A 15,039-nucleotide genomic window follows, 5' to 3' on the forward strand; every position below is an offset into this window, starting at 1 on the left:
GGCGGCAAAGACGATGGCTCGCCGATGATGGAGATGAACACGACGCCGCTGATCGACGTCATGCTCGTGCTCCTCATCATGTTCATCATCACCATCCCCGTGGCCACCCACTCGGTCAATATCGACTTGCCGCAGGCGACGCCGCCCACGGACAAGCCGAAGATCGACCCGGTGAAGAACAAGCTGGTCCTGACCACGCAGAACGTGATCCTGTGGAACGGTTCGCCGATCACCGAAGGCAACCTTGTCTCGCTGCTTCAGGCGACCAAGGCGATGAACCCCGAGCCGGAACTCCAGTTCCAGCCCGAGGAATATGCCTCGTATGAAATCGCGAACCGCATGCTCAAGATCATCACTGAGCTCAAGGTCAGCAAGTTCGGCTTCGTGGGCAACGAGAACTTCGCGACGTTCAGCAAGTAACGACGCAGGCTTTTCGGCCAGACATGATCAAGGGGCGGAGCGATCCGCCCCTTTTTCGTTGCCCTGTCCGCCTCGCCGCCACTGCGGAGTGAAACGGCATTGCTGGATCGATCCAGAAGGTGCAGATTGGTGCCAATTCCAAGGTTGGCCTCATCTCCACCCCGGATGACCCATGAGGCTGATCGCTTTTCGTCCGGGCACCCGGGGTTGAACAGGAGCACCTCCGATGGCGATCAGTGGGAGCAAAGCCGATGCCTCTCCCATGATGGAAATCAACACGACCTCGTTGATCGATGTCATGCTTGTTCTCCTCATCATGTTCATCATCACCATTCCCGTGGCGACGAACGCAGTGAATTTTGATCTGCCGCAGCGCGGTGGCACGCCGCCACCGGTCCCGATGAATCCAGTCAAGAACAAACTGGTCCTCACCGCACAGAACACCATTCTCTGGAACGGCTCGCCGATCAGCGAAGGGGACCTGGTTACTCTGCTGGAAGCGACCAAGGCCTTCAAGGAGCCGCCGGAACTGCAGTTCCAGCCAGAGGAACTGGCCTCCTACGTCACCGCCAACAGATTGATGCGGATCATCACCGTGTCAAAGGTCCCGAAGTTTGGCTTTGTCGGCAATGAGAGGTTTGCCGGGTTCAGCAAGAGCTGACGCGGCAAGCCGATCGTGAGAATTGGGAAGGGGACAGCGTGATCTGTCCCCTTCGTTTCACTCCGGCCGCATCGCCGCAGACGCGAGGGTCTCCGCCTCCAGCAGCAACTCGTCATCCGCGGCGCCAGCCGGTACAGACTCCCGCCCGATCATCACCATCAGCGGCACGGCCAGCGGCGTCACGCGGTCAAGTTCGACATGAACCAGCTCAGCCGCGGCGCGGTCAAGCAAAGCGCCCAACCGGCCGACGTCGGTCATGCGGGCGCGGGCGTCGGCCCAGGCGGCCTCGATCAGCAAATGATCGGGTTCATGCTTGCGCAGCACTTCGTAGATGAGGTCGGTCGAGAACGTCACTTGCCGCCCGCTCTTGCGCGCGCCCGGCTGCTGGCGTTCGACAAGGCCCGAAATCACCGCCACCTCGCGGAAGGCGCGGCGGAGAAGATAAGAATTCTGCACCCACTCCACGAACTCGTGCGTCAGGATGTCGGGCGAAAGCAGCGGCGCGGGATCCCTCACCGGCCACAGACCCCAGACGCCGAGCGCATAGTCGTTGGCGACGAAGCCCAACGGGCCGAACCCGGCTTCTTCCATTCGCCGCGTGATGAGCATGCCGAGCGACTGGTTCGCGTTCCACCCCTCGAATGTGTAGTAGACCGTGTACGCTCGCCCGCCATGGGGGAAGCTTTCGACAAGCAGTTCGCCCGGTGCCGGCAGGCGGCTCCGCCAGTCCTGCACTTCCAGCCACTCGCGCACATCATCCGGAAAGCGACCCCAACCGGCCCGGTCCGCCAGCATGGCCTGTACGCGCGTGGAAAGATGCGTGGTGAGCGGCATCCTTGCGCCGTTGTAGCTCGGAATTTGCCCGGCCGATTTGGCCCCGCGCACGATGAGTTCGAGATCGCGCACGCCTTCAACCTCAAGATCCAACCCCGCGAAGCGGAAGGTGTCGCCCGGCTTGAGGCCGGCGCCGAAACTCTCCTCAACCTTGCCCAGCGAGCGGCCGTTGCGGAAGCGCACTTCCAGCATTTCGGAATCGACGATGATCCCCGCATTGAGCCGATGCCGTGCCGCCTGCTGCGGATGGGTCAACCGCCAGGTACCGTCCTTGAGCCGAACGATGCGCTGGAATCGGTCATAGGCGCGCAGCGAATAACCGCCCGTCGCGACAAAGTTCAGGACGCGCTGCCACCCCCTTTCGTCAATCCACGCATAAGCCAGCGAAGAGCGGACCTCGGCGAGTAGCTCTGCCTCGCCGAAAGGCCCTGCGCAGGCGATTGCCATCACATGCTGCGCCAGCACATCGAGCCCGCCAGGGCGAAAATCCTCGCCATCGCGTTGGCCCTCATTAACGGCATCGCGCGCCGCCATCGCCTCAAGGAACTCGAACCGGTTGCCCGGCACCAGCATGGCGCGGCTCGGCTGATCAAGCCGGTGGTTGGCGCGCCCGATGCGCTGAAGCAGGCGCGACGAGCCCTTGGGCGCACCCATTTGCACAACCATGTCGATATCGCCCCAGTCGACGCCGAGATCGAGGCTGGCAGTGCAGACAAGCGCGCGCAGCTCGCCGCGCGCCATCGCGCCTTCCACCTTGCGGCGGGCTTCCTTGGACAGCGAGCCATGGTGGATGCCGATAGGCAGCTTGTCCTCGTTGGCATCCCAGAGCAGCTGGAAGATGTATTCGGCGAGGAAGCGCGTGTTCGTGAAGACGAGAGTCGTGCGGTTGCGCCGGATCGCCTCATAGAGCTGCGGCAGCGCCCAGGCAGCGGCATGCCCGCCCCACGGCACGCGCTGGCCGTCATCCGGCAGCAGAATCTCGACCTCAGCGGGGGCTCCGGCCTCGCCTTCGACCAGCGCGGTGCTGTCCAGATCACCCCAAGGCGCGAGCCAGGCGCGGAAGCTTTCCGGATCGGCCAGCGTGGCGGATAGCGCGGCGCGGCGCAGACCGGGGGCCAGCGCCTGCAATCGGGTCAGCGCGAGCGCAAGTAGATCGCCGCGCTTGGACGTGGCGAAAGCGTGAACCTCGTCGATCACCACTCTCTGCAGTGTACTGAAGAGCTGCGTGCTTTCAGGATAACTGAGCAGAAGCGAGAGCGATTCCGGCGTGGTCAGCAGCACATGCGGCGGACGCGCGCGCTGACGCGCCTTGCGGTCCGAGGGCGTATCGCCGCTGCGGGTTTCGACCGTTACGGACAAGCCCATCTCGGTGATCGGCGTGAGCAGGTTGCGCTGCACATCGTGCGCCAGTGCCTTGAGCGGGGAAACGTAGAGCGTGTGCAGCCCCTCGGGCGGCAGCGCGGTGCCTAGCCGCGAGGGGGTAAAGGCGGCCAGCGTGGGCAGGAAGCCTGCCAGCGTCTTGCCCGCGCCAGTATCGGCAACCAGCAGCGCGTGGCGCCCCGCGTCATCAGCCTCCAGCATTTCGGCCTGGTGCCGCCGCACCCGCCAGCCACGGCCTGCGAACCAGTCGATGATTTCGGGAGGGATGGTGCTGACGCTCACCCGCCCGACACTAGCGCCTTATGCCAGAGGCCGCCAATTGCGCGTCGAGGGCAGCGAGCAGGAGTTCGAGGCCCTGCTCGCTGGCGCTCTCTGCGCGCGCCGTCAGCATCGCTTCGGTGTTGGACGCGCGCAGCAGCCACCAGCCCTCGGGCGTGGTCACACGCACACCGTCGATCGCGAGCACGTCCGCGCCCTGATCGGCGAGACGGGCGCGCACTTCCTCGATCACCGCGAACTTGCGAGCCTCGTCCACCGGAAACCGCAACTCGGGCGTATTGACCATCACGGGCATGGCATCGTGCAGCGCAGTCACTGTCTCGCCGAGGCGGATTGTGGCCGCAATCAGTCGCACGGCAGCATAAAGCGCATCGTCGAACCCGTAGTATTCATCCGCATGGAACACATGGCCAGTCACCTCGCCGCCTAGCAGCGCACCAGTCTCCTTCATTTTGGACTTGATATGGCTGTGCCCGGATTTCCACAGCAGTGGTACTCCGCCCAGCATGCGGACGCGCTCGAACAGGGCGCTGCTGGCCTTGATATCTGCGATAACTGTCGCGCCCGCCTGCATTTTTAGCACATCCTCGGCAAACAGCATGATCAGTGCGTCGCCCGCCAAGGCGCGGCCGCGGGCATCCACGACGCCCAGCCGATCACCGTCCCCGTCAAAGGCCAGTCCGAAGTCGAGCCTTTCCCGCGCGACGGCCTCCCGCAAGTCGGCAAGGTTGACATCAACCGAAGGATCAGGGTGATGACCAGGAAATGTGCCATCGACATGCGTGTGCAGCAGGACATGGCGGCCGGGGAAGCGCGCGCACAGCTGTTCGATCACGGGGCCAGCGGCGCCATTGCCGGCATCCCAGGCGATGGCCAATTTTCCAATCGCGTCTGGCGCGATACCCTGCAGCCCGGCGAGCAGCCGCTCAACGTAGGCATCCATGATGTTGACGGACTTGGCCGTCCCCTCGCCCAGCGCCCAATCGCCTTGGGCAGCGAGGCGGCCGAGATCGAGTACATCTGGACCGAAGAACGGACCCCCGTGAAATACCATCTTGAAGCCATTCTGATCGGGGGGATTGTGGCTGCCAGTTATCTGAATGCCATCCTGCACTTGTGGCAGTGAGGCGCAGGCGTAGTAGAGCATCGGCGTAGGACCGAGGCCAATCCGGAGGACATCGGCGCCACTGGCGCAGAGCCCGGCTACCAGTGCATCCTCCAACATCGGTGAGCTGAGGCGCCCATCACGACCGACCGCCACGCTGCGCCGCCCAGCATGCAGGACGCGCGTGGCAAAGCTGCGGCCGAGGGCATAGGCATCTTCGGCGCCAAGCGTCTTCCCGACCACGCCGCGGATATCGTATTCCCGCAGGACGCTGGGGTGGAACCGGTGGCTCATGCCTGATGGCCTTGCAGGCAATCTCGCAGAGGCGCGCAGGGAAGGAAGGGCGCAGAGACGGTGCGCCGGTCGGCAAGGCCCCACGCAGTTTCGGAGCCTGGACTCGTCACGCGGCGGTCTCGCCTGCGCTGCAGCTGCGCGGTCTGGCTATTCCTGGCTTCTCTGGGAGATACACCAGGCGCAGCCTTACCCCCGCGCATCGGGCCCGCTTGGGGCTATGCGCGCGAGCAACAAGTCCCGCGCGGCATTGGCTTCGTGCACCGCATCGGCCGAGCCGCCGCGATCGGGGTGGACCTTCGTCAGCAGGCGGCGATGCGCATCGATGATCTCATCATAGCCGGCATCGGCGCGCAGGCCGAGCAAGTTGCGCGCCCGCTTCTCTGCCGCTGCCTTCGCATTCGGGCCGAAAAGTTCCCACGGCCACCGGCCTGACAGCATCTTGACCGCGAGGCACGCGAGCGCTGCAAGGAACAGGAACTTCACAGCACTTCTGCCATCGCCAGCTGGCCGCGTTCGGGCACCTTGAGCGCAAGGCCGGCGACCAGCGTGCGCAGCTCCTGCCGGGCGACGAGGTGGCTGGTGCCAAGCTCGCCGAGATGGCCCTTGTCGAGCAATGTCAGCCCACTCGGAAACAGTTCGCGATAGATCACGCGTTCGGACAAGCCGCTGGCGATGCGGAAGCCGACACGCTTGGAAAGCTCGGTCAACGCCTGATCGATGCGCTTCTGGTTACGCGCCTCGGTATAGCCCGTGCGGTTGCGCACCACGACCCAGTCCATCTCTTTGCGCTGCTCCTTGATCGTGGCCATCGCGCGCTTCTTGCGGGCTTCCCAGATCAGTTCGGCATAGAACGAGAGGCGGCGCACCTTGAAGGTTTCGGCATCGACCTGCCCGATCAGGTCGAAATCGACGAAGCTGTCGTTGAGCGGAGTGACCAGCGTATCGGCCTGCGTCGCGACATGGCGGGCGAGCGGATCATCGCGGCCGGGCGTGTCGAACACCAGAAAATCGTGCTCGGCACCGAGCTGATCGGCAAGTGCGTCCAGCTCCTCGGCGCTTGTGCCCTCGTAGACCGAAAAGGTCGCGCTTGGCAGCGTGATGGCGCGGCGGCGCATGGTTTCGGCGCGATTCTCAAGATAGCGGTGCATCGTACGCTGGCGGGAGTCCAGATCGATCGCGGCCACGCGCGCGCCCTGATAGGCCAGCGCGATGGCAACGTGGACCGCCGTGGTCGATTTGCCGGTGCCGCCCTTTTCGTTGGCGAAGACGATTCGATAGGGGGCGGCGGGCAAGCGATCATCCTTTCTGTGAGTGGCGGGCCCCCTTGCCGCCGGGCAGGGCGCAGGGCTAGAGGGCCTTTCCCTTCCGGGGGACTGTTGGCCCCACATCGGGGATTACTGGAGAGCCGTGGCGCGTGCAAATCCTGACTGCCCTGGAACCGCTGCGCACCGCGCTTGCCACGCTGAAATCGGGGGACAATTCCAATCACCCCGGCGATCGACCTCCATTGGCACTGGTGCCGACCATGGGCGCACTGCACGAAGGTCACCTGACGCTGGTGCGCGAGGCGAAGCGGCGTGCCGCCCATGTCGTCGTTTCGATCTTCGTCAATCCGCGCCAGTTCGGGCCGGGCGAGGACCTCGCGACCTATCCGCGCCAGCTCGAAGCGGATGCAGCGCTGCTCGAAGCCGAAGGCGTCGATGTGCTATGGGCGCCGACAGTCGAGGCGATCTACCCGCGGGGCTATGCAACGACAGTGCAGGTTGGCGGGCTCGACGCCGTGCTGTGCGGCGCGGCGCGACCGGGGCACTTTGATGGCGTGGCGACGGTCGTGACCAAGCTGTTCAACCAGGTCCAGCCCGATGTGGCGCTGTTTGGCGAGAAGGACTGGCAGCAGCTTGCGATCATCCGCCGCATGGCGCGCGATCTTGATCTCACACACCCGCATGCGGATCGCATTGTCGGTGTGCCGACGGTGCGCGAGGCGGACGGCCTCGCGATGAGCAGCCGCAACAAGTACCTGACAGCCGAAGAGCGCACTGCTGCGCCGGCGATGAACCGGGCGATGCGCGCGGCCGCCGCGCAGATCGCGGCGGGTGAGCCGGTGGCGGATGTGCTCGCCGTGTTGCGCGATACCGTTCTGGCGGCAGGCTTTCACCGTGTCGACTATGCCGACCTGCGTGATGCGGAAACGCTGGAGGCGCTGACGGTGCCGGGGCCCGGCCCGGCCCGCCTGCTGGTTGCGGCGCACCTCGGCAAGGCGCGGCTGATTGATAATGTGGCGGTGGGCGGCGGCCAGACCTGCTAGGCATGTCTGCATGACCACTACCCCCAAACAATCCGGCGTGATCGATGTCGACGGGCTCTCTTACGAATGGGAGCTGCGCGGCGAGGCGCGCTGGAGCGAGAATCACGGCTGGAAAGGCATGTCCATCAGCCTGCTGCGCAAGGATACGCAGCGCGAGGCGCTGCTCGAGTTCCCACCGCCGAAGCGCCTGATGAAGGGCCTGCCGCGCGGGCGGCTGCAGATCAGCGACGCGATCGTCGCGCGCGGAATCCGGGCTGCGCTCGAAGCCGGGTGGGAGCCGGAATCGCGGGGAAGGCCGGTGGTCTTCACAGTCGATGCGGATGGAAACTAGGCGTTTGCCGGCGTAAGAGGGCCGCCATGCAGGAACGACAGGATCACTTCGCCTATTGCGTGCAACTATTTGGCGGCACCACGGCTTTCTCGCGCCGGCTCGGCATCGACGAGCGCGCCATCCGGCGCTTCATCAACGGCGAGAAGCCGATCAGCGATGGCCTTCTGGCCGATACGGCGCGGGCCTTGCGCGCGCTCAGCGCCGAGGCTGCGCAAGCCGCAGACCAGATGCCCGGCTCTGCCTGATCGGTCACGAACCGGCTGAACCGGGCAGGGCCGCGCTCTTCATCTGCGCATAGGTCGCGTCCCGCGCCTCGGGCGGCAGCGACAGCAAGTACCGGCTCGCTTCCTTGTAGGTCAGGAAATGCTGGCCATCGGCCAGAATGGGCACGGTGCGGCCGTTGAAGATCCGGCGCAGGAAGCGGCGCTCGGTGCGGCCCAGTGCGGCTGTCGGTTCATCGCTCATGGCGGGGGCTCAGAACAGGCTGGCCTGCGCCGGGGGTGGTTCATCGCCTGGAACCTCCCGCATCAGCGCATCATCCAGCGGCACCTGCATGGCTGCGGCGCCGGCCCCGTCGGCGCTCAGCCAGCGGTCGAAGGCCTCGCCGGGGCGGAGGAGCACCGGCATGGCCTTGGGGTGGATGCGGCCGACCGTCTCGTTCGGCGCGCATGTCAGGAACGCGAAGCGGGGGCCTTCCTCGGTGTGGCGCCACAGGCCAGCGAAGGCGAACAGCGGATCGCCCTCTGGCGAATCGGCGCGCAAATCAAACCAGTGCTTGCGCTTGCGGCCCGTTTTCGGGTCAGGCGCGGCGGACCATTCGGAGAAGGCCGTCACGGGCACGAGGCAGCGCCGGGCCGGATCAGAAAGCGCGCTGCGCCACATCGGCGAGGCGAGGTTGCGCACGTTGGTGATCGGGCGCCTGCCTTCGCCGAACGGGGGCCAGCCCCAGCGCATCATCGCAAGCGCGCGGCACGCACCTTCCGAGACGACCACAGGCGCCTCGCTGTCGGGGTAGATCTCGGTGAGCGAGGGGAGGTTGCGCCCTGCGACATCGGTCCGGAACAGCCCCGCAATGGCTTGCGCGTTGCTGGTCATGCGATAGAGATTGCACATAGCGAGAGCATGATAGCGGGAGAGAACGCGATGGCCACCCAGATCCGCCCCAACATCCATTGCAGCGATGCCGAATGGCAGGCGCGGCTGGAACTGGCGGCCTGCTACCGCATCTTTGATCTGATGGGCTGGTCCGAATCGGTTTACAACCACATCTCGCTGCGCGTGCCGGACGAGGAGGGCGCCTTCCTCATCAATCCGTTCGGGCTGCTCTACTCGGAAGTCTGCGCGAGCAACCTCGTCAAGATCGACATCGACGGCAACAAGCTCGATGACAATCCGCACCCGGTGAACCTCGCCGGCTTCACCCAGCACGGCTACTTTCACCGCCACCTCGATTGGGCCCACGCCATCTGCCATGTGCACACCACGGCATCGATGGCGGTGTGCAGCCTCGAGGAAGGGCTGATGCCGATCAACTTCTACGCCTGCAACTTCATGGGGCGGCTTGCCTACCATGATTTCGAAGGCATCACGGTCCGCGCCGAGGAGGGCGAGCGGCTGCTGGCGAACCTTGCCGACAAGAACATACTCATGCTGCGCAACCACGGCCCGGTGGTCATGGCCAAGAACCTGCAGGCGATGTTCGTGCAGATGTGGGCGCTGCAGCGTGCGTGCGAGATCCAGATGGCGACGCTCTCGATGGGCCGGCCACCTGTGATGATTTCGCAGGACGTGATCAATGTCCACCAGCGGGATCTCAACATGGCCAATCCCCCCGGCGGCGGCCCCGGCGTGGGCGATTTCAACGCCTGGACCCGGCGGATCGACCAGATCGACCGCTCCTGGCGGGATTGAGCGGCTTGCCGACCAGCCGGGCGGCGCGCTAGTTCCTCGCCGCCATGGCCATCCTCACCGTCAACTACCAGCCGATCGAGATCAAGCTGGAGAGCGATACGCCGCTGCTCTGGGCGCTGCGCGATGCCGCCAATCTGACCGGCACCAAGTATGGCTGCGGGACCGGCGAGTGCGGGGCCTGCATGGTGATCATCGACGGGCAGGCGATGCCGAGTTGCACCCTGTCGCTGGGTGAGGCGGAAGGGCGCACTGTCATTACGATCGAAGGCCTGTCCGCCGATCGCAATCACCCGGTGCAGCAGGCCTTTGTCGCCGAACAGGCGATGCAGTGCGGGTTCTGCACGCCCGGGCTCGTGATGGCGGCGGCTGCACTGCTTTCGCACAACACCGATCCGACCGAGGCGGACATCAAGACGGCGATCACCAATATCTGCCGCTGCGGGGTCTATCCGCGCCTTGTCCGCACGATCCAGCGCGCCGGTCGGATCGCGCGGGGGCTGGAGCCCGGCGTGCCGCTGCCGGTGCCGGCCACCGCGACGACGCCGGGGCTGTAGGGCTCAGAAGCCCATCCGCACTGTCAGCCGCGCGCTGCGGGGCTGCGCGGTAGAGATGTTGTTGTCGGTGTGGGCAGTCGGGAAATACTGCTCGTTCAGCAGGTTGTTGACGTTGAGCTGCACCGAGACCGCCTTGGTCAGGTTGTAGAACACCGCGGTATCGACGCGGGTCCAGGCCGGCAGGGTCACGGTATTGCTGACGGTGGTGTAGGCGGATGACTGGTGCGTCACGCCGAGGCCCAGGCCGAGCTTGTCGGTCACGTCATAGCGGGTCCACAGCGAGATCTGGCTTTCGGGCAGGAGCGCCAGCGACCGACCGGCAGGCGCGGCGGTGGTCGAGGAGCGGACCTTGCCGTCCTGCAGCGCATAGCCAAGGCTGACCTGCCACTGGGGGAGGATCTTGCCGGTGGCCGAAAGCTCGATGCCGCGGGTGCGGGTCTTGCCGGAAAGCTGGGGCAGGCCGGTGACGGGATCGTTGAAGCGCGAGTTCTCGCGGTCGAGCCGGTAGGCGGCGGCAGTGAGCGCCAGTGCCGGCGTCACGTCCCACTTGGCGCCCACTTCGAGATTGCGGAATTCCTCGGGCGCGAGGGTGGCCTGCGTGGCATCGAGCGCGCTGAACTGGTCGCCAGACTGGGGGAGGAAGCTCTTGGTATAGCTGCCATAGAGCGACACGTTCTTGCGCGGCTTCACGATCACACCGGCGCGGGGGGACCACTTGTGGTCGGTGCGCCCGGCGCTGGTGCTGTTCAGCAGGTTGTCTGCACGGATCTTGAAGCTGTCGTAGCGCACGCCGCCGACGATCTGGAGGAACGGCGCGAGCTCGATCTGATCCTGCACATAGGCCGAGAAGGTCTGGACCTTGCTGTGGGTCGAGCGGCTGGGGGCGCCGAAGGTGATCGCGGGAATGGCGAGCTGGTCTGCGAGCGCGACGACAGCGGTGGACTTTCCGCCGGTGAACACGCCTTCGGAGCGGCGCGCGTCGGTGGCCTGGTCACTGCCTTCAATCCCGGCGATCACGGTGTGGCCGATGGGGCCGGTCCTGCCTTGCCAGGTGAGGTTGGCCTGACCGATCCAGCTCTCGCGCACCGAGGCGTTGTTGTAGGCGCTGAGCTCGACCGTGCGCGTGGCAGCGTCGACCGCGTGGGCGGGGAAGATGTTGCCATAGTACTTGTCGGTGTGGCTGTACTGGCCGGCGACGGTCAGTGTCAGGCTGTCCGCCAACTGCTGCGTGAGGCGGGCCTCGGCGATGTGTGCCTTGACTGCCGCGATGTTGGTGTCCTTGCGGCCGAAGAAGGTGTCGCGGTAGCCTTCGAGCGGCTTTCCGGCGAGCGAGGGGACGCCGCGATCGGCGGTGCGGCGATCATCGTCGTAGTTGTAGGACAGGTCGATCCGCGTGTCGCTGCTCGGTGCGAAGGCCAGCGTGGGGTTCACGCCGATGAAGCGGCCGTGGAAGTCCTGCCGGTGGTTGTCGAATTCTTCGTACGTGCCGTTGAGGCGGGCGCCGACTGTCTGCGAGAGCGGGCTGTTGAGATCGGCGGCAAGCGCGAAATCGCCGAATGTGCCGACGGCGGCGCTGGCGCCGACGCTTTGCCCCGCCAGCGAGGCGGTCTTGCGCACGCGATTGATCACACCGCCACCGCCGCCGCGCCCGAACAGCAGCGCGTTGGCACCGCGCAGCACCTCGACATGATCGATATTGTAGAGCGAGCGGTAGTACTGCGTGTCATCGCGCAGGCCATTGAGGAAGAAGTCTGCGGTGGTGTTCTGGCCGCGCAGCACGATCTGGTCGCGGTTGCCCTCGCCCTGCGCGAGGACGACGCCGGGCACGTAGCGCAGCGCATCGGTCAGCTGGGTAACGCCCTGATCGTCGATCTGTTCGCGGGTCAGCACGGTGACCGATTGGGGCACGTCGATCAGCGGCGTGGGCGCCTTGACGCCGGCGGCCGTATCGGCGCGGTAGCTTTCGAGCTGGCCGGTGACCACGATGGTTCGGCGGTCCACACCTTCACCTGCATCGGCACCGGCATCGCCCCCCGCATCCGCTGCCATCGGCACCTCTGCGGCCTGCGCGGTGAACGGCAGGAGGGCGCTGGAGGCGAGCAGCAGAGCGGCGAGGGTTTTCACGGGCAGTTCCTTCTTGAGAGACATTCTCAAGAAGTGCTTTATTGCGAGTCATTCGCACTGGCAAGACTGATATTGCGAATCCTTCGCGATTTATGCGCGGCAGACAAACGCGAAAGCGCAGCCGCGAGGGCCGCACTTCAGGAAACTGGAATGGATGGGGTCTGACTGTGCGTCAGAACAGCGGGAAGGCGCGGCCGGCGAGGATCAGGGCGAACGCCGAGCCGAGCACGATGGCCGAGCGCAACACTTCCGCGAGAGAGGCGGCAGGAGCAGCAGCAAGGGCGATAGCGCGGGCCATATATCCATCATGCGCCCAAGTGCCTAACAAACCGTTAAACGGGGCGCGCGGTCAGCCGAGCCATTCGAGCAGCGAGGCAAGGCACTCGCGCGCAAGGAGCTTGCTCCGTTCAGGGCTCCAGCCCTGAGCCGGATCGGGCAAGTCGTCGTTGTCCTTGAAGGGCAATTCGAGCGTCATCGAGACAGCGCCGAAGCGCTCGGCGATCTGGTTGGTGGCCATCGCAAGATTGGCCTTGCCGGGCCGCGCCACGGGATAGCCGCGCCGGGTCTGGAAATCGGGTGTGCGGCGTTCGAGGATCGCGCGATAGCGGCGATAGGCCTCGCCTTGCGCTTCGGTCCAGCCGGGGATGCCTTCGAAGCCGGCGAAGAACACGGCAGGGATCGCCTCGTCACCGTGGACGTCCATCGCGAAGTGGACGCCGGTCTCGTCCATCGCATTCCGGATCGCGAGGACTTCGGGCGAGCGATCGGCGCTCGGTTCGTGCCATTCGCGATTGAGGTTCACGCCTGCGGCATTGGTGCGCAGGTGCCCGCGGCGCGATCCATCCGGATTGCAATTGGGCACCACGTGGAAGCGGCAGAGCTGGCGAAGCTTGCGCGCATGGGGATCGGCGGGATCAGTCAGCATGTCGAGCGCGCCTTCGATCCACCACTCCGCCATCGATTCGCCCGGATGCTGGCGCGCAATCAGCCAGACCTGCTTCTCGCCCTCGCCCATCGAGAGGCAATCGATCGGCTGGCCATCGAGGCTGGTTCCGAGCACACGGTGCGAGACGCCTTCGCAAGCGGCCATCTCGGCGACGAGATCGTGGTGCCGCTCCATCGAATAGGGCGCGAAGTAGGCGAACCAGCAGGTCGCCGCCTCGGGCGTGTAGCAGATGGTCATGGTGCCGCCATCGACCGCCGCCTCGTAGCGGGTCTCGGCGCGGTACCAGGTGTCACGGTCTTCCGAGACGCAGGCGCGGTAGCCGATCCAACCATCGGGATAGGCTGCCGAGGCGAGCCCGGTAATCTTCAGCTCCAGCGCGCGGCCCGCGCAGCCGCTGACCCGGAAGTGGAACCATTGGAAGAATTCGGACTGGTTGTCGCGCCGGATGGCGAGCCGGGCGGTAGTGCCATCGATGCCAAGGACTTCGATATTGCCGCTGTCGAAGCCTGCGTCGACGCTGATCGGGTGTGAGGTCATTTCACCGTGATAGTCGCCCCCGACGTCCCGGGGAAGCCCGAGAACAGCGCATGGGCGAGACGCGGCGCAGCCTGATCGACAGACGCTGCCTTCGACTTGTCACGCTCGATATTCTCCGCGCGACCTTCCCACAGCGAGAGGCCGGTGGCGCGGCTACGGATGATAACGACAAGCCTGGTGTAGACCCGCGCCTTCGGTCCACCGCCGAGATTGAAGCCGAGGCCGAGGCCGACGCCGCTGTTCCATCCCCCGGTGGAGCCGCCGACGCCGACCGAGACAGGGCCGCGCTGGCGCTCGGTGCGCTGCACTTCACGTTCGACGCGCACTTCGGCCACGGCGTCGGCTGCACCGGGAGTGGCCGTGCCGAACTTCAGCGCGCCGAGTTCCGCCTCGACGGCCTGGAGCCAGACGCGCAGTTCGAGGCTGGCGCCATCGGCGCCCGGCGCCGCGACCACCGACACGGCGCCGCGGCCGAGGGTCGTGATGCTTTCAGGCGTATGGAAGCGGGTGACCTCGACCGGCGCAGCGAGCGCCGCGCCAGTCACCACAGGGCTCGCGACGAGCGCCAGCGCGGCGAGGAGCAGACGGGCCTTCACGGCGTCACCGCCGCGAGCGGCTGGACGACCTGGCCATCGGGGAATTTCTTGAGGAGAGCGGTGGCGAGGCGGGCGGCCATCTGGCTGTTGTTGATGCCGCCGTCTTCCTCGCGCGCTTCGCCCTCGGCATGGCCTTCCCAGAGCACGCGGCCGGTGGTCTTGTCGCGGATACGCAAATCGAGCCGGGTCGCGACGATCGCCTTGGCCGGCTTGGTGAGATCGACCGCGAGCGCAAGGCCGAAGCCGCTGCCACGATTGCTGACGGTGGTGCTCATCGCGCCGCTCACCTTCTTTCGCGGGGCTTCCTCCGGCACAGCCACGCTGTGGCTAACGCCGATCTCGGCGATTTGCCCGGGTTCCATTGCCCCAATGCTGCCTACGGCGGTATCATAGCCGCGCCGGGCGAGCTCGTCGATAACCGCCGCTTCATAGACCGGGAGTTTGCCGTCCTCGTTGTCGCCCGCATCGCCATCCATGCGGCTGACGACGATGCGTCCCTTGCCGAGGAGTGCTTCGGCATCGGCCGTGCGATAGGCGGTGACGTCGATCTTCTTCGAGGGTTGGACGCTCTGGCGCGCGGTGGGGTAGCGCGGATCCGGATCCATCGGATCGTCATTCCGCCAGCCGCCGCCCCAGCGGCCTTCGCCCGGCATGCCCTGCGCGAGCACAGGGGCCGCGCTGCAGACGAGGAGCGCGGCGAACAGGGGCGTAGAAAGCTTCATGCAGGGCCTTTCGGGACGGACGAGCAAGAAACTACGT

18 protein-coding genes are annotated in these 15,039 nt (G+C 65.8%); 7 read left to right on the plus strand and 11 right to left on the minus strand.

Annotated elements, in window-relative coordinates; translation table 11 throughout:
- Together Q0082_RS18300 and Q0082_RS18305 are read left to right on the plus strand one after the other, a co-directional pair.
- On the plus strand, nucleotides 1-420 hold a 420-nt coding region (locus Q0082_RS18300), incomplete at its 5' end, for a biopolymer transporter ExbD (protein WP_298195049.1).
- Between the two features lie 226 nt (nucleotides 421-646).
- Nucleotides 647-1,081, plus strand: a complete 435-nt coding sequence (locus tag Q0082_RS18305) for a biopolymer transporter ExbD (RefSeq protein WP_298195050.1) — start codon at nucleotides 647-649, stop codon at nucleotides 1,079-1,081.
- Nucleotides 1,082-1,138: 57 nt separating this feature from the next.
- On the opposite strand, the gene Q0082_RS18310 is transcribed toward Q0082_RS18305, so the two are convergent.
- The 4 genes from Q0082_RS18310 to Q0082_RS18325 all read right to left on the minus strand — a co-directional run bounded on the left by Q0082_RS18310 (nucleotide 1,139) and on the right by Q0082_RS18325 (nucleotide 6,265).
- Nucleotides 1,139-3,577 (minus strand): ligase-associated DNA damage response DEXH box helicase, encoded by a 2,439-nt coding sequence (locus Q0082_RS18310; RefSeq protein ID WP_298195051.1) that lies wholly within the window; start codon nucleotides 3,575-3,577, stop codon nucleotides 1,139-1,141.
- Between the two features lie 10 nt (nucleotides 3,578-3,587).
- The gene (gene pgmG / locus Q0082_RS18315) at nucleotides 3,588-4,973 is read right to left on the minus strand and encodes a phosphoglucomutase/phosphomannomutase PgmG (protein ID WP_298195052.1); all 1,386 of its coding nucleotides are present in this window, start codon (nucleotides 4,971-4,973) and stop codon (nucleotides 3,588-3,590) included.
- Nucleotides 4,974-5,159: 186 nt separating this feature from the next.
- Nucleotides 5,160-5,456 carry a J domain-containing protein gene (locus tag Q0082_RS18320; RefSeq protein WP_298195053.1) on the minus strand — a complete coding sequence of 99 codons (297 nt, stop codon included), beginning with the start codon at nucleotides 5,454-5,456 and terminating at the stop codon, nucleotides 5,160-5,162.
- On the minus strand, nucleotides 5,453-6,265 hold the full coding sequence (locus Q0082_RS18325; RefSeq protein ID WP_298195054.1) for a division plane positioning ATPase MipZ: 813 nt from the start codon (nucleotides 6,263-6,265) through the stop codon (nucleotides 5,453-5,455). Before Q0082_RS18325 ends, Q0082_RS18320 begins: the two co-directional genes overlap by 4 nt.
- Nucleotides 6,266-6,387: 122 nt before the next feature.
- On the opposite strand from Q0082_RS18325, the gene panC reads away from it, so the two are divergent.
- Genes panC through Q0082_RS18340 form a run of 3 tightly spaced genes read left to right on the plus strand, consistent with a single transcriptional unit; the run spans nucleotide 6,388 to nucleotide 7,857 of the window.
- The gene (gene panC, locus Q0082_RS18330) at nucleotides 6,388-7,281 is read left to right on the plus strand and encodes a pantoate--beta-alanine ligase (protein ID WP_298195055.1); all 894 of its coding nucleotides are present in this window, start codon (nucleotides 6,388-6,390) and stop codon (nucleotides 7,279-7,281) included.
- Nucleotides 7,282-7,291: 10 nt separating this feature from the next.
- Complete coding sequence (locus tag Q0082_RS18335; RefSeq protein WP_298195056.1) at nucleotides 7,292-7,612, plus strand: hypothetical protein; 321 nt, start codon at nucleotides 7,292-7,294, stop codon at nucleotides 7,610-7,612.
- A 26-nt stretch (nucleotides 7,613-7,638) separates the two neighbouring features.
- A complete protein-coding gene (locus Q0082_RS18340; RefSeq protein WP_298195057.1) occupies nucleotides 7,639-7,857 on the plus strand; it encodes a hypothetical protein in 219 nt (72 codons plus the stop codon).
- Nucleotides 7,858-7,861: 4 nt separating this feature from the next.
- On the opposite strand, the gene Q0082_RS18345 is transcribed toward Q0082_RS18340, so the two are convergent.
- Both Q0082_RS18345 and Q0082_RS18350 read right to left on the minus strand, forming a co-directional pair.
- Nucleotides 7,862-8,077, minus strand: a complete 216-nt coding sequence (locus Q0082_RS18345; RefSeq protein WP_298195058.1) for a hypothetical protein — start codon at nucleotides 8,075-8,077, stop codon at nucleotides 7,862-7,864.
- 9 nt (nucleotides 8,078-8,086) lie between these two features.
- The gene (locus Q0082_RS18350) at nucleotides 8,087-8,785 is read right to left on the minus strand and encodes an SOS response-associated peptidase family protein (protein WP_366522581.1); all 699 of its coding nucleotides are present in this window, start codon (nucleotides 8,783-8,785) and stop codon (nucleotides 8,087-8,089) included.
- On the opposite strand from Q0082_RS18350, the gene Q0082_RS18355 reads away from it, so the two are divergent.
- Both Q0082_RS18355 and Q0082_RS18360 read left to right on the plus strand, forming a co-directional pair.
- Complete coding sequence (locus tag Q0082_RS18355; RefSeq protein ID WP_298195060.1) at nucleotides 8,756-9,523, plus strand: class II aldolase/adducin family protein; 768 nt, start codon at nucleotides 8,756-8,758, stop codon at nucleotides 9,521-9,523. The two genes, Q0082_RS18350 and Q0082_RS18355, sit on opposite strands and share 30 nt — an antisense overlap.
- A 44-nt stretch (nucleotides 9,524-9,567) precedes the next feature.
- A complete protein-coding gene (locus Q0082_RS18360; RefSeq protein ID WP_298195061.1) occupies nucleotides 9,568-10,077 on the plus strand; it encodes a (2Fe-2S)-binding protein in 510 nt (169 codons plus the stop codon).
- 3 nt (nucleotides 10,078-10,080) lie between these two features.
- Here the strand turns inward: Q0082_RS18360 and Q0082_RS18365 are convergent, their stop codons facing one another.
- From Q0082_RS18365 to Q0082_RS18385, 5 genes are all read right to left on the minus strand, one after another.
- Nucleotides 10,081-12,201, minus strand: coding sequence for a TonB-dependent siderophore receptor (locus Q0082_RS18365; RefSeq protein WP_298195062.1), 2,121 nt, complete (start codon nucleotides 12,199-12,201; stop codon nucleotides 10,081-10,083).
- A gap of 172 nt (nucleotides 12,202-12,373) precedes the next feature.
- A complete protein-coding gene (locus Q0082_RS18370; RefSeq protein WP_298195063.1) occupies nucleotides 12,374-12,499 on the minus strand; it encodes a hypothetical protein in 126 nt (41 codons plus the stop codon).
- Between the two features lie 51 nt (nucleotides 12,500-12,550).
- Nucleotides 12,551-13,684, minus strand: a complete 1,134-nt coding sequence (locus Q0082_RS18375) for a M14-type cytosolic carboxypeptidase (protein WP_298195064.1) — start codon at nucleotides 13,682-13,684, stop codon at nucleotides 12,551-12,553.
- Nucleotides 13,681-14,280 carry a DUF4136 domain-containing protein gene (locus tag Q0082_RS18380; protein ID WP_298195065.1) on the minus strand — a complete coding sequence of 200 codons (600 nt, stop codon included), beginning with the start codon at nucleotides 14,278-14,280 and terminating at the stop codon, nucleotides 13,681-13,683. The genes Q0082_RS18375 and Q0082_RS18380 overlap by 4 nt, the downstream gene beginning before the upstream one ends.
- A complete protein-coding gene (locus tag Q0082_RS18385) occupies nucleotides 14,277-15,002 on the minus strand; it encodes a DUF4136 domain-containing protein (RefSeq protein ID WP_298195066.1) in 726 nt (241 codons plus the stop codon). The genes Q0082_RS18380 and Q0082_RS18385 overlap by 4 nt, the downstream gene beginning before the upstream one ends.
- Nucleotides 15,003-15,039 lie beyond the last annotated feature (37 nt).

Origin of the sequence: Novosphingobium sp. (genome assembly GCF_027489515.1) — a bacterium.
GTDB lineage: Bacteria > Pseudomonadota > Alphaproteobacteria > Sphingomonadales > Sphingomonadaceae > Novosphingobium.